Annotated in this window: 18 protein-coding genes, 1 riboswitch and 1 other annotated feature; of the genes, 8 read left to right on the forward strand and 10 right to left on the reverse strand. The window is 40.9% G+C overall.

Going from position 1 to position 20,988, the window contains the following annotated elements; all coding sequences use genetic code 11:
• Positions 1–120: 120 nt before the first annotated feature.
• The 3 genes from FC98_RS10890 to FC98_RS10900 form a co-directional block, all read right to left on the reverse strand.
• The gene (locus FC98_RS10890; RefSeq protein WP_040470936.1) at positions 121–573 is read right to left on the reverse strand and encodes a MarR family winged helix-turn-helix transcriptional regulator; all 453 of its coding nucleotides are present in this window, start codon (positions 571–573) and stop codon (positions 121–123) included.
• Between the two features lie 143 nt (positions 574–716).
• Complete coding sequence (locus tag FC98_RS10895; RefSeq protein WP_056949560.1) at positions 717–3,497, reverse strand: cation-translocating P-type ATPase; 2,781 nt, start codon at positions 3,495–3,497, stop codon at positions 717–719.
• Positions 3,498–3,611: 114 nt separating this feature from the next.
• Positions 3,612–5,033, reverse strand: coding sequence for an aspartate ammonia-lyase (locus FC98_RS10900; protein ID WP_056949561.1), 1,422 nt, complete (start codon positions 5,031–5,033; stop codon positions 3,612–3,614).
• Positions 5,034–5,349: 316 nt separating this feature from the next.
• On the opposite strand from FC98_RS10900, the gene FC98_RS10905 reads away from it, so the two are divergent.
• The 4 genes from FC98_RS10905 (at position 5,350) to FC98_RS10920 (ending at position 10,817) form a co-directional block, all read left to right on the forward strand.
• Positions 5,350–5,937: a DUF3862 domain-containing protein gene (locus FC98_RS10905; RefSeq protein WP_008855678.1), complete on the forward strand. Its 588-nt coding sequence runs from the start codon at positions 5,350–5,352 to the stop codon at positions 5,935–5,937.
• A gap of 80 nt (positions 5,938–6,017) precedes the next feature.
• A complete protein-coding gene (locus tag FC98_RS10910; RefSeq protein ID WP_082602944.1) occupies positions 6,018–6,584 on the forward strand; it encodes a TetR/AcrR family transcriptional regulator in 567 nt (188 codons plus the stop codon).
• 1 nt (position 6,585) lies between these two features.
• Positions 6,586–7,176 carry an NAD(P)H-dependent oxidoreductase gene (locus tag FC98_RS10915; protein ID WP_054655225.1) on the forward strand — a complete coding sequence of 197 codons (591 nt, stop codon included), beginning with the start codon at positions 6,586–6,588 and terminating at the stop codon, positions 7,174–7,176.
• A gap of 665 nt (positions 7,177–7,841) precedes the next feature.
• Positions 7,842–10,817 carry an MMPL family transporter gene (locus FC98_RS10920; protein ID WP_056949562.1) on the forward strand — a complete coding sequence of 992 codons (2,976 nt, stop codon included), beginning with the start codon at positions 7,842–7,844 and terminating at the stop codon, positions 10,815–10,817.
• Positions 10,818–10,852: 35 nt separating this feature from the next.
• Here the strand turns inward: FC98_RS10920 and FC98_RS10925 are convergent, their stop codons facing one another.
• Together FC98_RS10925 and FC98_RS10930 are read right to left on the reverse strand one after the other, a co-directional pair.
• Positions 10,853–11,542 (reverse strand): TenA family protein, encoded by a 690-nt coding sequence (locus FC98_RS10925; RefSeq protein ID WP_056949563.1) that lies wholly within the window; start codon positions 11,540–11,542, stop codon positions 10,853–10,855.
• Positions 11,543–11,555: 13 nt separating this feature from the next.
• Positions 11,556–12,152, reverse strand: a complete 597-nt coding sequence (locus tag FC98_RS10930; protein ID WP_040470842.1) for an ECF transporter S component — start codon at positions 12,150–12,152, stop codon at positions 11,556–11,558.
• Positions 12,153–12,338: 186 nt separating this feature from the next.
• Positions 12,339–12,433: riboswitch (TPP riboswitch) on the reverse strand.
• Positions 12,434–12,807: 374 nt separating this feature from the next.
• Between FC98_RS10930 and FC98_RS10935 the strand changes: the two genes are divergently transcribed.
• Together FC98_RS10935 and FC98_RS10940 are read left to right on the forward strand one after the other, a co-directional pair.
• Complete coding sequence (locus FC98_RS10935; protein ID WP_008855671.1) at positions 12,808–13,281, forward strand: hypothetical protein; 474 nt, start codon at positions 12,808–12,810, stop codon at positions 13,279–13,281.
• 25 nt (positions 13,282–13,306) lie between these two features.
• Positions 13,307–13,627 carry a magnetosome magnetite crystal formation protein family gene (locus FC98_RS10940; protein ID WP_008855670.1) on the forward strand — a complete coding sequence of 107 codons (321 nt, stop codon included), beginning with the start codon at positions 13,307–13,309 and terminating at the stop codon, positions 13,625–13,627.
• Positions 13,628–13,702: 75 nt separating this feature from the next.
• Here the strand turns inward: FC98_RS10940 and FC98_RS10945 are convergent, their stop codons facing one another.
• The gene (locus FC98_RS10945) at positions 13,703–15,091 is read right to left on the reverse strand and encodes a L,D-transpeptidase family protein (RefSeq protein WP_235803620.1); all 1,389 of its coding nucleotides are present in this window, start codon (positions 15,089–15,091) and stop codon (positions 13,703–13,705) included.
• A gap of 231 nt (positions 15,092–15,322) precedes the next feature.
• On the opposite strand from FC98_RS10945, the gene FC98_RS10950 reads away from it, so the two are divergent.
• Positions 15,323–15,751 carry a GNAT family N-acetyltransferase gene (locus FC98_RS10950; RefSeq protein WP_056949564.1) on the forward strand — a complete coding sequence of 143 codons (429 nt, stop codon included), beginning with the start codon at positions 15,323–15,325 and terminating at the stop codon, positions 15,749–15,751.
• Between the two features lie 259 nt (positions 15,752–16,010).
• Here FC98_RS10950 and FC98_RS10955 read toward each other — a convergent pair whose 3' ends face one another.
• Positions 16,011–17,354 (reverse strand): PFL family protein, encoded by a 1,344-nt coding sequence (locus FC98_RS10955; RefSeq protein ID WP_056949565.1) that lies wholly within the window; start codon positions 17,352–17,354, stop codon positions 16,011–16,013.
• A 9-nt stretch (positions 17,355–17,363) separates the two neighbouring features.
• Positions 17,364–17,633, reverse strand: coding sequence for an ACT domain-containing protein (locus FC98_RS10960; RefSeq protein WP_054655243.1), 270 nt, complete (start codon positions 17,631–17,633; stop codon positions 17,364–17,366).
• Between the two features lie 165 nt (positions 17,634–17,798).
• Positions 17,799–18,035, forward strand: a binding site (T-box leader).
• 520 nt (positions 18,036–18,555) lie between these two features.
• Between FC98_RS10960 and FC98_RS10965 the strand changes: the two genes are divergently transcribed.
• Positions 18,556–19,383, forward strand: coding sequence for a 2-keto-4-pentenoate hydratase (locus FC98_RS10965; protein WP_054655241.1), 828 nt, complete (start codon positions 18,556–18,558; stop codon positions 19,381–19,383).
• 244 nt (positions 19,384–19,627) lie between these two features.
• Here the strand turns inward: FC98_RS10965 and FC98_RS10970 are convergent, their stop codons facing one another.
• Together FC98_RS10970 and FC98_RS10975 are read right to left on the reverse strand one after the other, a co-directional pair.
• Complete coding sequence (locus tag FC98_RS10970; protein ID WP_056949566.1) at positions 19,628–20,545, reverse strand: quinone oxidoreductase family protein; 918 nt, start codon at positions 20,543–20,545, stop codon at positions 19,628–19,630.
• Between the two features lie 4 nt (positions 20,546–20,549).
• A complete protein-coding gene (locus tag FC98_RS10975; protein ID WP_008855663.1) occupies positions 20,550–20,978 on the reverse strand; it encodes an SRPBCC family protein in 429 nt (142 codons plus the stop codon).
• Positions 20,979–20,988: the final 10 nt, after the last annotated feature.

Raw genomic sequence — 20,988 nt, forward strand, 5'->3', positions numbered from 1 at the left:
TGCAGCTTTCTGCTTGGTGTAGCACGTTTTTCTACCATGTTACCAAAATGCTATTAATCCATGATTTTGGAGTTTCTGTCAAAGGTGCTTACGCGCAGATCCCTGCTTTGCGCAGCTATTTCAATACTCTCGGTGATTTCCTTTTTTCACAAAATCCCAATTAGTGGCCACATTTTTACTCACCTTAGTAAGCAGCTTTTCCAGTAAATCGGCTTCTTCTGCACTTAACCCTTGTAAAGCAACGTCATTGGAATATAAATTTTCACGGTTAATGAGGGGATATACCTGATTTGCCTTCTCCGTTGGAAATAGCCGCCGAATTTTCTTATTAATATTATCCGAACGCCGTTCTACAAATCCGTTTGTCGCCATTTTACGAATTGCCCGTGATGCCGTTGTACGGTCAACCTTTATCATTTCTGCTAACCGTTCCTGGATAATTCCTGGATGCTCACAAATTCGAACTAAGTATAAATACTGTCCTTTTGACAAAGCGAGTTCCTTAAATTCAATGTTAGCAATTGAATCCAGTGCTCTAGAAATATTACCGATTGGTCTTAAAATCTCGACAATGATACTCACCCCATTCACTCATTACTTGGACTTAAGTAATCCTAACCCGTTTTTGTTGTATTTGCAATAATAAAATAACATTCTTTTTATAAATTGAGCGCGAAACTTGTAATCACTACTAAGTTCCGCGCTCAATATTAACTTTAATTATTTTTACTTATTTTTCTAGCAGCCCACTTTCGCGCTTCTTCTAACAAAAATAGCGGAATTGGGATGCAGAACAGAAATACCCATTCTGCTACGTTTAACGGCCCAGTATTAAAAATCTCTTGTAAAAATGGTTGGTACATTAGGCAGGCAATTAGCACAATTTCGACCCCAATGCCTAGCCAAATTCGGCGATTGCTAAATAGTCCGATTGAAAATACTGACGAAATCTGGGTTCGACAATTCATCGCTGCTGCAATCTGGCAGAAAACAATTGCACCCAAGGTCATTGTCGTGGCCTCCGCATACGGTAATCCCGAAGCCGCCAAGGGGATACTCGGCCAGCCATTAACATGGTTGACGAAAAAGTATGCACCAGTTGAAATGACTGAAGCCGTCAATCCGTACAACCCAAACGCCTTCCAAATAATCGATCGATTTAATAAGTGACTATTTTGAGGACGTGGTGGTTGATCCATGATCCCAGGCTCTGCTTTTTCGATTCCCAGGCCAAGCGCAGGAAGTAAATCTGTTCCTAAGTCAACGGTTAAAATCTGCATCACCGTCAATGGTAATGGCACTAATCCACGGGTCACCAGAAAAATGACCGATGGGGCCGCCTCAGGGACATTACTATTTAAAATATAGAGTAAAAATTTCTGTAGATTACTATACACAGTTCTGCCCTCTTCAATCGCGCTAACAATTGAAGCAAAATTATCATCTGTCAAAATCATGTCAGCTGCGTCCTTAGCAACATCGGTACCAGTTACTCCCATTGCAATCCCAATATCTGCTCGTTTTAAGGCTGGCGCATCGTTAACACCGTCGCCGGTTGACGCAACGATATCACCATTAGCTTGACACATTGAAACAATTCGAAATTTATGTTCCGGAGCAACCCGGGCAAAAATCACTTCACCCTTAACGGCTTCTCTTAGATCTTTATCAGCCATTTGATCAAGCTCATCGCCGGTAATTACTTGGGCTTTATCAGATGTAATTCCAATTTTAGTGGCGATACTTTTAGCAGTGATTGGGCTATCACCCGTTACCATAATAATTCGAATATTAGCTCGTTTACAATTTCTGACTGCTTTAAAGATTTCTGGTCGTGGTGGATCGGACATCATTGTTAAACCCACAAAGACCATGTGTTTTTCGGCATTTTCAATCGTATAATTTGCAATTTCTGTATCGTTTAGTGGATCATCCTCAGCCACTATTCGATAAGAGAACGCCAGTGCCCGCAATCCCTGTTTTGAATACCGTTCATTAGCCGCGGATATATTATCGCGATCAGCAGTGGTCAATGCCCGCACCTTGCCATTATCCAAAATTCGGTCACAAATTTGCAGCTCACTTCCCAGGGCGCCCTTTGTATAAATTAATGGCTGACCTTCAGTGGTTTTGGTAATCGTAGTCATTAACTTTCTACCAGAATCAAATGGCAATTCCTTCAACCGAGGAAAACGTTGATTTTCGACTTTAGCCGCTACCCCAGCCTTTCGAGAGAGGATCACTAATGCAGCTTCCGTTGGGGTTCCTAATATTTTAGCCTTACCACCATCTGGATTCTCCGCTACTTCCGTATCATTATTAAGGGTTGCAATTGATAACAATCGGGAAAGATCACCGTCTTGTTGCACATTCACGTCAGCATTGTTGGCCTGAATTTTTCCATTGTTAACGTAACCAGTCCCCGTCACATCATATTGGTGAGCCACCAGCCAAATATGGTTAATGGTCATCTGATTTTGCGTCAATGTCCCGGTTTTATCCGAGCAAATAACCGTTGTTTCACCAAGGGTTTCCACACTACTCAAATTTTTCAGCAATGCGTGCTTCTTAGCCATCCGTTGTGTCCCCTGAGCCAGCGATAATGTCACCGTTGGCAACAAGCCTTCTGGAATAAACGCCACGATCATCCCTAACGCAAAGATAAATGACTGGGCAAGCGGATAATGGACAAAGAAAACGGCTAACAAGAAAAAAGCAATTCCAAGCATAATTGCAATCACGGTTAGCTGCCTGGTTAAATGATTTAACTCTCGCTGAAGCGGATAAATCACTTTCTTCTGACTTTGAGTTAACCGTGCAATCCTACCAAATTCAGTTTGCATTCCGGTAGCCACTGCGATTGCACTAGCGGTCCCACTGGTAACAATCGTGCCAGCAAAAATAATATTTTGTTGGGCAAATTCACCATCACCGTGTCGATAGGAATCCGCCTTTTCAACCGGAACAGATTCACCGGTCAGTGACGATTCATCAACTTGAAGGTTAGCACTATCAAAAATCCGGGCATCGGCGGGAACGGAATCTCCCGCTTGAATTTGGAAGAAATCTCCTGGAACTAGTTGGTCAACGGGAATCTGCTCAGTCTTCCCATCCCGGATAACCTTGACGTAAGCCGGTAACATTTTCTTTAACGAATCGGTTGCCTTTTGGGCGGCATGCTGCTGCCAATAAGAAAAGCAGCCATTAATAATGTTAACCGCCCAAATGGCAATCCCCAATTCCATCATGCCAGCAAACATCGCGATAATCCCAGACGCCCACAACAAAATTGCCATTAGTGACGTAAAGTTTTCTAAAAAAACAATAATTTCAGATTGACGTTTAGCCTGCTGAATCGTATTTGGACCATACTTACTTAAACGGCTACCAGCTTCAACTTGTGATAAGCCAGCCTTAGTCGTCCCAAATTGATCAAATAATTCAGAGACCGATTTCTTAGCATCATCATTAATTTTCATTGATTCATCGTTCTTCATTTACTTCATCACCTTTAAACCACTTATTTTAATTAGATGTTGTATGTAGACACCATCATTATATTCTTTATTGGCAGTGAAGAAAGGATCAGTAACGAAAAATTCAATCTGTTATTAATGATGTGTAGAAGCAGTCCGCAGTTGATTTTGATTAGCCTTTCGGACGTTAGTTAGTACTTCTGGTGAAAACAGGTCATCTATCAATGAATCTGATAATACATGTTCTTGTTTAACCAACTCCCTTACTGACTGCTTTGTTGCCATCGCCTTCTTAATTATCTGGGTCGTTTTTTCGTAACCCAAGATTGGTGACAGAATTGTTGCCGCAATTGATGACCGTTCTACTTCCTGGCGGCAGTGCTCAGTGTTAACCGTGATACCCGCGACACAATTCTCAACTAGTGTCGTCATCGCACGAGCTAAATGTTGCTCACTTGTTAGAATTGCCCGAAACATAATCGGTTCAAACGCGTTTAGTTCGAGTTGACCACTTTCTGCTGCCATTGTAACGGTAACGTCATTTCCAATCACTTCAAAAGCGACCTGGTTAACCACCTCTGGGATAATTGGATTGACCTTCCCGGGCATAATGGAAGAACCTGCTGCCTGCTTAGGCAATTCGATTTCATTTAAACCAGCTTGGGGACCACTGGAAAGTAATCGGAGGTCATTACTAAATTTTGACAAATCTGTTGCAAGAACTTTCAGTGCTCCAGAAATTGTCGTGAACGCATCACTATTTTGAGTCCCGTCAATTAAATCGGTTGCTTGAACTAATGAAAGATGAGAAACCTTATTGAGAATTGGGATAATTTGTCTTTGATATTCAGGAGTTGTATTAAGCCCAGTGCCAATCGCCGTGCCACCAAGATTAACAACACTGAGAACGTTAATTGTCGCCTTTAATCGCCGATAATCACGCCGAAATAATGACGCATACGCGTTGAAACTTCGACCAAACGTGGTTGGAACTGCATCCTGCAGCTGTGTTCGGCCAACTTTAATAGCGTTCGAATACGTTTGTGCCTTTTCATCAAGAGCCTCAATCAACTTAGTTAATGATGCTAGAAGTGGTGATAGTTTTTTTAACATCGCCATCTTGCCTGCTGTTGGATATGTATCATTTGTCGACTGAGACTGGTTAACATCATCATTAGGATGAATTTTAACGGCTTTCTTTCCTCCCTGAGCACTTAATCGCATTGCAAGCTGAGAAACGACTTCATTCACATTCATATTAGTTGACGTCCCAGCACCACCCTGAATTGCTGGTACACAGAAATCGCTGTAATCACCAGAGAATAGCAGCTGATTACATGCCGAAACAATTAAGGAAGCCTTTTGAGCGCTGAGGCTACCAGCCTTTTGGTTGGCAATTGCGGCAGCCTTTTTGATTTGCAGATAACTTTCAATGACCACTGGGTTAACTTTCTCAGCAGTTATTGGGAAATTATGCATTGCTCGTAAAGTATGGATACCATACAATACGTTATCCGGAATAAATCGTTCACCAATACAATCTTTATCAATTCTCATGGCTAATCCTCACTTCATGTTATATTTTGTAACAAATGCTTACAAGCAATAATATATACCTATTTTGATTATTGTCAACATATATTCCTAAAATTAGCATGATAATCCGTTGCATAGCGATATATACCGATTCCTTGCAACGTTTAGTTTCAGACGAGTGTCCTATTGCGAATTTAGTATTCATGTTATTTTATATAACATTAATCACTGTTTAACTTAATAATTAGCTTAAGAATTTCGATTCTAACTTCCCTCTTTGTTACGATTTGTTATTGTAAGTAAGTAACCCATTAATTATTTAGGAGATATCGACATAATGAAAAAAGGATTCGCATTAACGACACTATTATTAGTTGTTATTTCTTTGAGTGCTTGTAGCCAATCTAAAAGCGCTAAAACTTCAACGACTAGCTCCGATCAGGCAATCACTAGGAGCGATTATAATCGCATTAAGCTTGCAAACATTGATTCACCGAAGGCAGGTGGTGCATCAGAGCAAGCCGTTAAGCGGTCGTTTGGATCACCAGCGTCCAAAAACCGAGTTACCATTAATAACGGCAAAAGAAAAACCGCAATCCAATACTCGTGGACTAAGGTGACCCCCAGTTTCAAGGCCTCCGCAGTAACGGTTGAATTCCTGAATGGGCATGCCGTTGGCAAAGGCTACTTAACAATTAAAAATCCAAGATTCACTTCAAGTAAGTCACTCAAGCAGATTAAAAATGGCACCTCTTATAACCAAGTCATTCAAAAATTAGGCAACCCAAACGCTGAATCCAAAACTGGCAGTGGTAATTTATCAGCAACCATTACTCGCTACATCACAAGCAAAAAGGGCAATACAACCACTTTGATGTTTACTGGTAATAAGTTACAATCTAAAAATCAAACATCCGTAAAATAATTGCTAGTAATCACTAATAAAGAGTTTCATCTATAGGGTAACGGCGTTATCCTATAGATGAAAGGAGCGTGTATGCTTCAATGACAGGAAAAACAAACGATACTAAAAATGAAATTATCCAAGCAACGATTCGTTTGATTTCAAAAAATGGTTACCAGCAAATTTCATTGCGCAATCTTCTTGGGAGTCTCAAGCTCACAACGGGTTCGTTTTACAAACACTTTCAAAATAAGGAAGACTTATTCAGAACCGTTACAAAAATTGTTTCAGCCAAACTAAGTAATCAAGCCGAAAGAACGGTGATCACAAAAAATAACAATCCACTTGATGCACTGGTCGCGCTTGGTGGCTTCATGGTGCAACAGTTTGAGTTCCAGCCGAATTTAATGGATTTTCTCTTTTTTAATGAGGGGATTGGTGACGCTTATCATTCGACTGGGCCAACAAATTTTCCGTTACTTGACTATACTCATCAGCTTGTTGGTGAGGTTGCGAGTTGCTACCCAATTAGTGATTCAGAAAATGATTTGTTCATTAAAATTTGGTCGTTTATCCAGGGGTACGGGATCTTAATTCGCCATAAAGCGGTCCCTTATGATGAAAAATTGTTAAGAAAAGCAGCTACAGAATTGATTGGAGTCAATTAAAATGAAAAAAATAGTGATTATCTATTGCCATCCCTATAACAAAAGTTTTAACCATGCTGTTTTAGGACAAGTAACAACCACTTTAACTCAACAAGACTTCGAGCCCCAAGTCATTGATTTATACGCTGACCACTTTAACCCCGCCTATGATCAAGCCGAATTACGCCTATTTCATGATGGCAAAACCCACGATCCCCTTGTTACTAATTATTTACAGATGCTCAAAAACGCTGATGGGGTTATTTTCATCACCCCCGTTTGGTGGAATAGCATTCCTGGCATGCTTAAAGGCTTCATCGACAAGGTGATGAAGGAAGGCGAAGGACTATCGCACACCGTCACTCGGACAGGCATCAAAGGTGAGTTAACGAATTTACGGCACGCCTATGTCTTCACAACATCGACATCCCCCACCCTTTATCTCAAATTCATATGTGGCAATGCGATCAAAAAGATATTCATCAATAAAACATTGAAACAGCTTGGAATCCATTCAGGCAAATGGTTCAACCTTGGTGGCATCACAAATTCATCCCTGGTAAAACGCCAGCGATATTTATCTACCTGCTCTAAAATGACTTTTAATTTTTAAAACGTGAAACAAGGCCCAAAATATTAGTCATTTTTCGTTTGTAATGGTAACTTTAATCACCACTTTTAAGTGAGAAAAAGCGGGTTGCACCCACCCATAAGCCCCCATCAAGAAGCGTCATCACTCCAGTTTTGGAATGATGGCGCTTCTTGGTTAAGTTCTGGGATCTAAACGCCTACTTCCAGCTTCTTAATCATTAAACGACTCCAGCATGATCAATCAAATCACAACACTGGCTTAAATTATTGATTTTAGGCTAACCATCCATTTTAAATAAAGTCACTATCTTAAAAACCAAACCGTTTAGGATCACTAATTCGTCGTCCATTATCAGCAAAAATATATTAGTTAGGATGGTAAGGCACCAAATTAAAAGAACATCACTATTATTTTTGATTACGATCCCATACTTGATTTACTTTAATCAAACCAAGCAAATTTAACGGGTTTCGGAAAGATGATTTCATGTTAAAATGGACCATGTATCTGTTTTGTTTTACGACGATTCAGCAATTGATCTGCACTTAATTAACTTCATTTGAATTTAAACTAGCCATCCAATAACTATGATGACATTGATTGTTTATTTTGCGATGGCTTTTACAAGTGCCACGGACTACCGAGATTAGAAAAATTATTTTGCGTTAACGAAAGGAAGAGAAACGATGCATAACTTCAAGGAAAAACACCTATTATCTCTTATCATTTGGATTGGGTTGGTGTTGATTGCGGCGTTTACGCTGCCCAACATTTCACAACTTGTCCGTGATAAGGGAAGTGTCCGCCTGCCAGCAACCGTTCAAAGTGAGGTTGCTCAAAAGATTCAGAAAAAGTCTGAGGGCGGTAAAAACGTCCGGACCCTAATTGCCGTTTTCAATAATAAAAACGGTAAGATTACAGCTGACCAATCCCTTCAGATTGGGAATGCGGTCAGAGAAATCCGTAGTGATCCGAGTTTACATACAACGAGTGTCACAAGCGCCGGTGATAATGCCGCCGCAAAGAAACAGCTTGTCTCAAATGACGGCACCACCGAAATGGTGATGATAACCGTTCCAAGCAAATATAAAGTTAAGGGGCAAACGAACGACCTCCTCAATAAAATTAAATCGCCCGGGATGCGTACCTACGTTACCGGCAGCGATGTTTTAAATGAAGATTTCTCAGCAACTACTGAAAAGGGCCTTCAAAAGACTGAAATCATTGCCGCCATCTTTATTTTCTTAGTCCTTATCATCGTCTTTAGATCATTCCTAATACCGGTCATTTCACTCCTAACGGTTGGCGTTTCCTACCTAATTTCACTAAGTATCGTTATGAACCTTGCACAACGCTATGGTTTTCCAATCTCCAACTTTACCCAAGTTTTCTTAGTGGTGGTTCTCTTTGGAATTGGAACGGATTATAACATTCTGCTATACGACCGGTTTAAGGAACAAATTAAGAATGGCCAAACTGCGGTTGCTGCCGCTCGGACTGCTCGCCGGCATGCTGGCCGGACAATTCTTTACAGCGGCTCTTCCGTCCTTATTGGGTTCAGCGCTTTAGCCCTCGCCAAATTTTCCTTCTACCGGTCAGGAGTTGCTGTCGCCGTGGGAGTTGCAGTGCTGCTCCTAGTACTTTTAACCCTTAATATGTTCTTCATGGCAACGTTGGGTAAAAAGCTTTTTTGGCCGAGCAAAAATTTGGCAGCCCATGATAAAAGTGTCGTTTGGCACTTCTTGTCAAAATTCACCATCTCACACACCTTCGTGATGGTTGGCATTTTAGTGATTGCTGCTATTCCATTATTATTCTTTGGTTCCCAAAAACTGAACTTTAATAACGCGGATGAATTGCCTAACAACGTTCAGTCAAAAGCCGGCTACAATATTATCCAAGCTCATTATCCAGCCGGTACATCTGGCCCTTCTACCCTCTATATTGAAAATAAGAAGCCGCTAAATACGCAACAATATTTAGCTGAAATTGATCAGCTAACTGGCTATTTAAATTCTGAACCTGGTGTTAAATCCGTTGCCTCAGTTACCCGCCCTGGTGGCACTAAAATCGATCAGCTCTACTTAAAGAGTCAGTTAAAAACCCTTACGGATGGCTTGGACCAAGCTAATTATGGTATCAAGAAGGTTCAAAAAGGCCTAGCTAGTGCCAATAAAAAGCTTTCCAGTTCAAATACAACCGAAAGTATTGCTCAAGTTCAACAGTTAGCTGATGGTGCAAGCAAGCTTCAGTCTGGTGCTCAACAATTAAGTAATAGTCTTTCGACCTATACTTCTGGCGTCAATAGTTTGGCTAGCGGCTTTCAGCAATTAAATCAGGGTGCAACTTCACTATCATCAGGAGTTGGACAATTATCATCTGGTAGTCAATCGCTGAACTCTGGTATTCAACAACTCAGATCACGAACCGCTCGCTTAAGAGCTCTTCGCAGCCGAGTTAATCGGTTAGCTTCTGGCTCCAGCCAACTATCTTCTGGTTTGGGACGGCTTCATTCGCAAGTAACCCCATTTTCAAGTGGCTTGAGTCGCCTTCATAGTGGTGCCAGTCAGCTCCAGCAAAACAGCAGCTCTTTAGTTTCTGGTGCTCAAAGCGTTGCTAGCGGCAGCACCCAAGTCAATAATGGTGTTCAAACTTTAAATACCCGAATGAAAGCTCTACAGACCCAGATGCAGCAGCTACAACAAGGGTTAACTTCTGCTAACGCCGGCCTTTCCCGTGTTAGCACTGGAACGAATACCGTTAACGATTATCTAAAAGAAATGCAAAAGTCTTACTTAGGTGATACATTCTATATGCCAAAAGCTAGTGTGAAGAGTCCATCATTCACACCATCATTAGATGCATTTATGTCAAAGGACCGTAAAATTACTCAGATTACGTTTATTTTGAATAGTGACCCAAGTACAACTAAATCTGCTAACCGCATCCGTACCATTACCAGAGACGTCAACGCTAAGCTTAAAGATTCTTCACTGAATAACGCCAAGTTTGCAATTGGTGGTCAAAGTTCTCAAACAGCTGACTTACAAAAGACTGCCAACGGTGACTTCTTGCGAACCGTTGTCATCATGTTAGTCGGGATTGGGATTGCACTAATGTTCGTTACCCGTTCATTGGTTCAAGCGCTGACCATTATTGGAACTTTAATTGTTACCTACTTTGGTGCCCTTCAAATCACCCGCTGGCTTTCAAGTTATCTGCTCTTCCAAAACATGTTGACTTGGAACACACCGTTCTTTAGTTTTATCATGTTGGTCGCTTTAGGGGTTGATTACAGTATTTTCTTAATGATGCGCTATCGAGATGATGCGAGCGCCATTACCGATGTACGATTGCGAATTACCAACTCCGCAACCATTATTGGGACGGTGGTCATTTCAGCGGCAATCATTTTAGGCGGTACGTTTGCGGCATTAATCCCCTCAAACGTCCTCACCCTCATTCAAGTTGCGATAACCGTTATCATTGGGTTGGTTATCTTAGTCATTACATTACCAATTATTATGAGCGCAATGGTTAAGTGGACATATCCATACGTCAACGATAAGATGTATCAAAAGGCGATGACAAGTAAAAAGGAACAACCAAACCGCCGAAGCTCAAAACCTAAAACAAGAACAGAAAATCACTCAAATCAATAATTAGCCTTAGCACCAAAATGAGTTAAATCAGGATCTCACCGAGCCAGCGTATCCACCCCTTCTTGATCCAACAGCCACTGTTCATGCTTAACACACATATCCCAGTATTGTAATTCATATTCGCTGCTGTATTGGAAGGCCAACCGCATTTTTTCTCGACCCTCATCAGTGGTATTCTCCGCAAGTTCATCAGTTAAATCCAACATTTTTTGGTTAAGCGAACCAAATTCTTCAGAAGCACAGAAGTCGATAAAGTCTTTATAAACTGGTTTGGTACTAAATCCATGTTTTGCAATTTCACGAAACATTTCAGTATACGTCCAGTAGCATGGAACCAAACTGGCTTCCCCTGCTTCTACACCCTGTTGTTCGAACTGGTAATACATGTTCGTGATATAGGCATAGGCAGTGGGCGCAACGGGCACCGAATCAATCTCTGCTTGAGTTAATTTCAGTTCATCATAGATTGGGCTGCGTTCGCTAATTTCGTTACAAAGATCAACCAAATGTGTCAGCAAATACGCGTGATCTTGGTTAGTCATTTTTGCGGCAATCTTTTGATGAAGATCATAGAAGGCCACACAGTATTTATTATCTTGGATGAAGTAATAGCGAAACGCTTCCGGTGCAAGCGTGCCGTCTGTCAATTTAGTAATAAACGGACAATTGAAAATCTGTTGCCAAACTGAATCATTTTCTTGTCGTAACTGTGTTGTAAATTTCATCATTTTCCTCCACTTATTTACTTGACTTATCAACATTATTAAGCTGCATTTTCTCAAATACCCGGTCAAAGTTTAACGTGATCAACTTAACTAAAACGCCGTCAAAGACTAAGCTAGAAACAGTTGAAATCGCAAATAACGCCATAATCATGCCAATACTGTAATGACTATACCCTGAAGTAACAAACGAATAGCCAAATCCCAGCAAATTGGCACCAAAAGCACCAACTAGACAACTTGTCCACGAAAACTTCTGATAGCCATGCGGGAAAAAGCCAAGTTCATTACCAACGCCCTGTAAAAAGCCGACCACGACGGTCATAATTCCCCACTGGGCGCCAAAAAACATTTCAACAACCGCTGCGAGGGTTTCACCAATAATGCCTGCGCCAACTGTAGGAACAAAGTACAGGCATAGTGGTGCTGAAATATACCAAAGCCCAGAATACATCCCGTCGACAAATGGGTTCAATCCAGTCGGGGTCAGCGCAATTTTAGTGACGTTATACAACGTATCAACCCCATAAAAATAGATTGCCCCACACACAATTCCGATCAACGTTACCGTGATAATCTGCCTAACATCCCAATGTGGTGATCGAATGTTCATTGCCATTCACCTCAATTTTTGTCTAACCATCGAACCAATTGATACCCAAGTAATATATTCTCCTTAGGCACCAACCGATTAACACCAAATCTCGTTAATCATATCGATGAACTTTGTTTAAGTTACCATCAAAAAAAGGACCTCCTCTACAAAAAGAGCGGTCCTTAGCCAGACAAAATACATCAAAAAATGACTAATTGGTCTTCCTACGTCAGTCCTAACTGATTCAGGTTCCATGGGTATTTCTCAGCCAGATTTAACCAGCACCCCAGACCACAGATTGAATTATTTTGAACACTGCCATTAAACACCTAAATGATCATTGGTGTCAATGAATTTTTAACTTAATTATTTCACTAAAACTTTAGGTTAAGACGGCTCCAGTTTCTAACCGCTTTGCTCCGCTCACTTTTTCTTAGGACAGCTCCTCAAAGCAGAAGTCTGCACCTAAGCTAACTCATTCAAAAATCCCAAACCCGGGGATTTCTGAATGAGTCAACTTAGGCTCCGACTTCTAACCGCTTTGCTCCGCTCACTTACTTTTATCACGACTCATTTGACAAATTAACCCAGTTAACGTTATAGTTTCTTAATATAATCTTGACTTAGATGCTGAAACTCAAACCTTTAGAATTTACTTATAGGAGCGTTCACCATGAAAAAGTTCTTCAAATTGATTATTACCGTGTTTGCTGGTACTTTATTTGGTATCACCAGTATTCAAGCAGCCACACCCGTTCACGCTGCTGATACTTATTACCATGTTGGTAAGATTCGCCACCAAACTCCTACAAAATGGCGAGGAAATTGGTACTCCTACGTTAACGGTAGCATGTGCGTCACCCATATCAACCGTTATTCCGTTTCCCAATCGTATAAGGGGAAAAAACACACCCTTTTTAAAAGTAGCTGGCAAGGCTACAAACAACTGGCGGTTGCCAGGATCAAGGATAGCAATCGATACACTTTTAATGCCTACGCTAAGCACGACTACCAAAGTGATCGCGGCTGGGGCATTACCCACCATACCATTAATGACCAACGAGTGACCGCCTTAAGAGACTATTCCGGCGGTGGTGCGTACGTTGACCTCTTTAGGGCCCCTGTCTACAAATCCTATTCAAATTAATCAGTAAAGTAACCGGAGGAAATCCATGTCAGAAAATAAAGTTGTCAATGCACTCTCTTATCTCTCAATTGTATTTGCCCCATTTATTTTTCCATTCATCGTTTGGTTAGTCAGCAAAGACAATCCCGACATGCACGAAACGGCCAAACGGGCATTTTTGCTTCACTTAATCCCAGTCGTTCTGTCCATCCTCACAATTTTGTTGTTTACAATCACCTTTGCCACATCCAGTGGTAGTAAGGGCGTCGCCGTTTTATTTGGGATTGTCGTCATTCTGGTAATACTCATTGACATTTTGATGTTTATCTACAATTTATACCTAGGAATCAAAATTTTAATTGACTAATTAAAAAACGCGGTTATTAGTCGACCCTTGTGGGTTCTGACTAGTAACTGCGTTTTTAGTAACTGATCAATTTATTTAGTAGTAGATAAATACCGGTTCATTCGTATGGGTATACTTCCAAACCAGCGGCATCCTTGCCGGTGGGTTATTTAAGCAACCATGAGAATGATATTGTGCTCTGGCACTTGGGTTGCCGTAAACGAATGCTGGTTGCCACGGAGAATCGTGCATCCCTACTCCCGAATTAGTTAGCGGTTCCCAATAACTAACCTTAGAAGCGTATTTAGAACCATTGTCATTCTTACCCTTTAACGTCGTATTTCGCTGTTTATACATAATGTAGTAGGCACCCTGAGGCGTCTTGTTACCACCAGTGATTGTTCCAGACATCACTGGATTGGTTACCATCAGCTTACCATCATGATAAATATATTCTTTCAAATTCTTCAAATCAATTGCAACGTAAGTTTTTCCAGCTCCTTTAACGCCATAGCCTGTTCCAGCCGCATACTGCCTAAGATTCAAGGTTGTTTGTTTACCAGCGTTAAGATTCTTCATAATCGTCTTAGTAAGCAGTCCTTGGTTTATCTTCCAACCATAAGTGCCACCAGGAACTCGCACCTTGGTTCCTTGATGAGTTGTGATTCTCACGGGTTTACCAAGCGTATCAACTTTATTGGCAAACTGTGAGACCCAGGATTTGATTTTAGTTGAATCAAACTTATAATCACCATTGGCAGTTGGATAACCATTAGCTACCCAATTTTTTGCTTTAAATTGATAAGTCTTATTATAGGTCTTGAGCGTTACAGAATTTTGCAATACTTTTTGCAAATGATCCTTTTGTTTTGCGACTTGTGAACTGTTTGGATCATCATACGTATCCTTAGTCATCTTGACAGAAATTAACAAAGCACTTTTAGCTTGTTGCTTGAATGCTTTAACCATCCTAGCCTTATCAAGCGTATTGCCAGCTTTCCCAGCCTTAACCACTACCTTGCCATTTTTCAAAGTAACCTTAGCATCTACCGTTTTCGTTTTTGATTGATTAATCTGATCAATCCGCTGCTTGAACTTTGGCAGTAACGTTGCTAAGCGGTAATGCACCTGTTTTGCGGACACATCTGACTTAGCACTCATCTTTTTTACGGCAACCATACTCATTGAGCTACGATTCTTAAATAATTGCTTAACATCATCTGAATTAACTTTGATTCTAGAATCCTTAACAACGAGATAGTTACCATCCTCATCAATATGCGAATTATTCAATTTCTTGGTCGCCTGCGCAACCGTTAACCCTGACACGCTAATGTCATTGATTTTGGTAAACTTAAAATGATTCTGGAAATAAATATGTGATCCAATAAAGCCCCCTATGACCAACAAAACGATTCCAATTAGAATTCGCTTTAGGCGCGGACTTTTCTGATTCTTCTTAAATTTTTCCTTACGTGATATCACTACTGTCTACCCCCTAGGCACAACTCTTCATCATTATTTTACGAACTTTCAATGTTACATTCTACTAATTAGCCTATCCAATAAAATATTTAAATAAATCTTCAGGCTTTTTTAATCTAATTAATGTGAAACGTCACTTACTTATGGTACCATCATCTTAACTAAATTTCAGTTTTCTTTCCGAATTCGTTATAATAATTTCAATAATGTTTAATTATCGAGGTGAATACAATGACAATGTTTGTTGAAAATTCAAAACCAATTCGAGCAGCCGCAACGTATATTCGCATGTCAGTATTTGTCTTGGAACGTGGGATTGCCTTAAGTGACGAATTCGATGATAAAGATTCAGAAAAAATGATTTACGCGGTTTTATTTGAGGGAAAACAGCCCGTTGCAACCTGCCGCTTTGAGAACCCCGAACCTGGTACCTTAAGAATTGGTCGGGTAGCAACTTTAAAGGCTTATCGCGGTCATGGATATGGTCGCCAAGTTATCACAGCAATGGAAACCAGGGCCAAAAAAATGGGAATGAGCCATTCGTTGATTCACAGTGAACTAACCGCTCAGGGGTTCTATGAAAGAATGGGCTATCACGTTGTTTCCGATACGTTTATGGAAGATGGCGTACCCTGTGTTGTGGTGAAGAAAAAGCTATAGATTATTAGTTGATGATTATAAAAGAAGCCAAAGCAAATTATAAATCTGCTTTGGCTTCTTAAGTTTGAATTATTTAACTGCTCAGAGACTTGTGTATGCACCTAATTGTAGTTGTTCTCTTGCTCCCTTACATAGAGAGTAGGACCGCTCCGCAAAGCAGAAGTCTGCACCTAAGCTACCTCACTCAAAAATCCCAAGATCAGGGATTTCTGAGTGAGGTAGCTTAGGCTCCAACTTCTAGCCGCTTTGCTCCGCTCACCTAATTTTTGAACGAATGAATTGGCGCTGGGATTCTGCCACCCCGATTTACAAATTTGGCTGGGCTCTTTGTGTTCACCGGCATGATTGGTGCATAACCAAAAATGCCACCAAAGTCAATTTGCTCACCAACTTTTTTACCCGTAGCCGGAATGACCCTCACAGCCGTTGTTTTATTATTAATAACGCCAATAGCCGCTTCATCAGCAATCATTCCGCTAATCGTTTCAGCAGGCGTATTGCCTGGTACCGCAATCATATCTAACCCAACCGAACAAACGGCCGTCATTGCTTCCAATTTTTCGAGGTTTAAATTACCGTGCTCAACTGCCCGAATCATGCCACTATCTTCAGACACCGGAATAAACGCACCTGAAAGCCCACCTACGTGCTCACAGGCCATCACGCCGCCCTTTTTAACGGCATCATTTAGGAGGGCCAAGGCTGCAGTTGTCCCTGGCGCACCGACACTTTCCAACCCAATTTCTTCAAGAATTTCAGCGACCGAATCCCCTTCATTAGGCGTTGGTGCTAATGATAAATCAACGATTCCAAAGGGGACCTTCAATGCCTTAGCAGCTACGTTACCCACAAATTGACCCATTCTAGTTACTTTGAATGCGGTCTTCTTAATCGTTTCAGAAACTGTATCGATAGACTGGCCTTGAACCTTCTCAAGCGCCCGCTTAACAACTCCAGGGCCACTAATTCCAACGTTAATTACTTTATCAGCTTCCCCAACACCATGAAACGCGCCCGCCATGAAGGGATTATCCTCAACGGCGTTTGCAAAAACAACCAGACTCATGCAGCTAACTGGGTCGATTTGGGCCAAATCCTTTACCACGCTTCCCATCTGCTTAACAGCATCCATATTGATTCCTGCTCGTGTTGATCCGACATTGACCGACCCACAAACTCGTTTTGTTTCACTAAGGGCCTGAGGAATCGAGGCAATTAATTTTTTATCACCTGATTGATACCCTTTTTGAACTAATGCTGAAAAACCACCAATTAGGTCAACCCCAAGTGTTTCAGCAGCCCTTTCCATCGTTTTAGCGTACGCAACGTAATTATCATCATGGCAGGCCGCGGCAATCATGGAGATCGGCGTAACTGAAATCCGTTTATTCACAATTGGAATGCCATATTCAGATTCAATCTGATTAGCAACTTTCACCAGGTCTTGAGCACTCGTTGTTAATTTATCATAAATTTTTTGGCGGGCTTTCTCGCCATCACTGTCAATACAATCAAACAAAGAAATCCCCATGGTAATTGTTCGAATGTCTAGCTTTTCTTCAGAGATCATTTGAATCGTATCTAAAATTTGCTTGGTTTCCATTATGACCTCCTAAAGTTTTTGAATGGCGTCAAATAGTTCTTGTCGTTGAATTCGAATATCAAGATTCGTTTTTTTGCCTAGGTCCTCTAGCCCTTTTTTAACGGAATCGAAAGTCGTTGTTTTTTCATTCCACTCCCCCATCAGCATCATTGTAAAATCCCCGTGCATCAACGTTTGCGAAATATCGGTAATATTAACTTTTAATTCTGCTAATTTTTGTGAAACTTTTGCCACAATCCCAACCTGATCGTGACCAACTACGGTAACAACTGCTTTCATCACTATCGTCCCTTTCATAATGCCAATCTCTTTTCATAAGAATACACGAAATTTGAATTGGCGGCAACGTCATCATATCTGTAAATCAAATTAAAATTTTCTCATATTTACTGTTGACAACTAAAATCTGCAGGTGTAGATTGTTACCAATCATTAAATTCAAATTAAAAAGCAATGAAGAGAAAATTCATCTTTCGTTTACGATCAGAGAGTTGCTGTTTGGTGCGAAGCAATTCGTAACGTTAGCTGATTATCATCTCTGAGCTGTGCGGCCAAACGTTTAAGTAGGTCACATTGGGAACACCCATTATTGTGTCAACGTATCGCGAAAGCTGTACGTGTGAGGTAATTTTAGCAATAGAATTACAAATTAAGGTGGTACCGCGCATTAGCGTCCTTTTTAACTATCCGTTATGGATAATTAGAAAGGACGCTTTTTTGAATTTAATACACAAAATATTAAAGGTGGTGAGGACAGATGAAATCGGAGATTAGTATCCCTAACGATAATCCAGGCCAGATTAGTCGCTTAGGGATTCAAGCTACATCACATTGCTTCAATAACATAGTCACAACTCACATAGTCTCATTGAACCTATCACATAAATTTCCATCACATATTTGTCCCCACATCCGTCGGTGCGTAAGGACATGCTCAATTTAAATTTTTAGGACAGCTCCTTCAGGCAGAAATCTGCGTATAAGCACCTCTAACAAGAATCCCCCAAATCAGGGATTCCTGTTAGAGGAGACTTATACTCCGTTTTCTAAACCGCTTGACTCCGCTCACTTTACTTAGGACAGCTGCACAAAGCAGAAATCGGAGTGTAAGCACCTATCGAAAAAATTCCAAAACCAGGAATTTCCTCGACAGGAGACTTATACTTCGATTTCTAACCGCTCTGCTCCGCTCACTATTTATATGGAGGTTACGCTTATGACAGAACAAGCAACTATGACATTATCAGAAAAGGAAACTAAATTAGCAAATGCTTTATTTCACGCATACCAAACTCACGAACCATTAAAGGAAGCTGACTATAATGGCGTTGTATCCGATGAAAACGCCGCTTACCGCGTGCAAAGAAAATTAACAGCGTTAAAGAATGAAGCGATCGGTGGTTATAAAGTTTCATTAACTAGTCAACAAACACAAGATATGTTTGATTCCGATTCTCCCCTTTATGGCGCTCAAGTTAAGAGTCACTTTGTTCAGTCCCCCGTTACACTTCACCGAAATGAGTTAATGGCCCCACTCGCTGAAGTCGAAATGTTATTCACAGCCAAAGAAGACCTTAGTGCCAATGATTCTTTGGCAGACTTAATGCGGAAAACAAAAGTCGCCGCGGCCGTTGAAGTTCCTGATTCACGCTTCAGTGACTGGTTCCCTAGCCTTTCAAAGTATATGGTCATGGCAGACGCAGCCGTTGGCGGTTTCGTCGTTTATGGTCAGGAAATGGATACCAACTTATTATTTGATAACGTTGACGACCTGGCAAACGTCAAATGTACATTATTCCATGACGGCAAAGAGTTAAAGGATGGTGCATCATCGGAAGTTCTGGGCAACCCATTAAATTCACTTCACTGGCTGGTCGAAAAATTAGAATCACAGGGAATGCCACTCACTGCCGGCCAACGAGTATCTAGTGGTACCTTCTTATTACCAGAGAGCCTCAGCAAGGGTGCTTGGAAGGCGATCTTTGATAAGGGGCTTGGCGCGGTATTTTTGAACGTCGCTGATGACTAATCATATTCATTAAAAGTTGGTTTGAGATCGATTCGAGATGATCACTGAAAAGCTTAATTAATCGTAATTCAATCATAAATTGAAATAATTGCTGATGACTTGATAATTGATAAGAATACAGCAAAGCACCTACAGAGACGAGAATCTGTAGATGCTTTTTTTGTTAAGCTTTAAATTTAGCTAAGCGTGATTAAATGGGGCATCATAATGCCACTTTGTAAACCAATCATTAAAGCAACTTCCCTTAATAATTAAGCAACACACGTCCTTGTACATGTGTATCTTTAAGCATCTGCTGGGCTTCAATAACTTCATTGAAATCAAATTGAGAATGCACATAAGCTTTTAAACGGCCACTTGCCAATTCAAGTAACAATTGATGATATCCACTTAAGCCAATACCGCCATTTCCAAATGAAAACGATTGATTTAACTTCATTGGCCGATAATCGGTTAATGAAAGTGAAAAGATAGTAAGGCCCTCATAGTAATCCGAAAGACCATCTAACAACGTCTTTGAACCAACTGTATCAATTACTTTATCAACGATTGGCACTCTCATCAACTGTGGTGCAAATGGCTCATCGTAATTAATTACATATTTAGCCCCAATATCAGTTAAAAACTGATGATTACTCGAATGGCCGACAGCGATGACCACGGCTCCCTCATTCACTAAAAGTTGAATTAAATATGTCCCAACACCACCAGCAGCTCCCGTGATTAACACTGTATCTTGAGCAGTCACCTTAATTTGATTACTGGCATATAACGCCGCATCTGCACCCCCAATAATCGTTGTTGCATCAGCAATTGATACCTGATCAGGCACTTTAAATAGAAGTGGTGGGATCGTTGCGTTAATCCATTCACTATTTGATCCACTAAAATTAACCCCAATTACCTTTTGGCCGATCAACCTACTATTGCGCAGCCCACCAACTTCTTTAACTCGGCCACCAAAGCCATACCCAATCACCATCGGTAATTTAGTTGGCCGCATCCCTTTCAACTTCCCCTCTTCCGTTAAGATATCGTACGGCAATACAGGCGTATATTTAGTTTCAATAATTGCTGAGAGCGGACCTTTAGCAGGATCAGGAATATCTCTGATCACCAGTCCATGAATCCCATCATAATTTTCCTGAATAATTGCTTTCATTGCCTCATCCCTTCTCTGATGTCAGCATTTCAACTACCGCCGCCAAATTAATGAGATTAGTATGAAACGCATGCTTCGCGATCGGTGCTAATAATGTCACTGGTAAATGGCGATCCGCGTCATCAGGGAGATATAGGTCTTCTTGAATAACAGTTTGCTCGTTCTCTGTCCTTAATGAAAAAGCCAATCGATATTCAAGCCTTCCTTCGGTACTTATATAAGTGATTTCATTATCACTCGTCTCAACTTGGATGAGTTCTGACTGATTTAATGCCGCCCCGTTTCGCTTAACAATGAACCCATTATCCCCCTGATCCACCGTTGTTATCTCCGGTATCCACTGCAACATCCGTTGTGGATTTGATAGGATTCTTTTGACCTCATCAGCACCAGCATTAACCATCACAATATTTGTAAATAATTTTTTATCCATAAAAAAAAGA

Source organism: Lentilactobacillus kisonensis DSM 19906 = JCM 15041, from assembly GCF_001434135.1.
GTDB classification, from domain to species: Bacteria; Bacillota; Bacilli; order Lactobacillales; family Lactobacillaceae; genus Lentilactobacillus; species Lentilactobacillus kisonensis.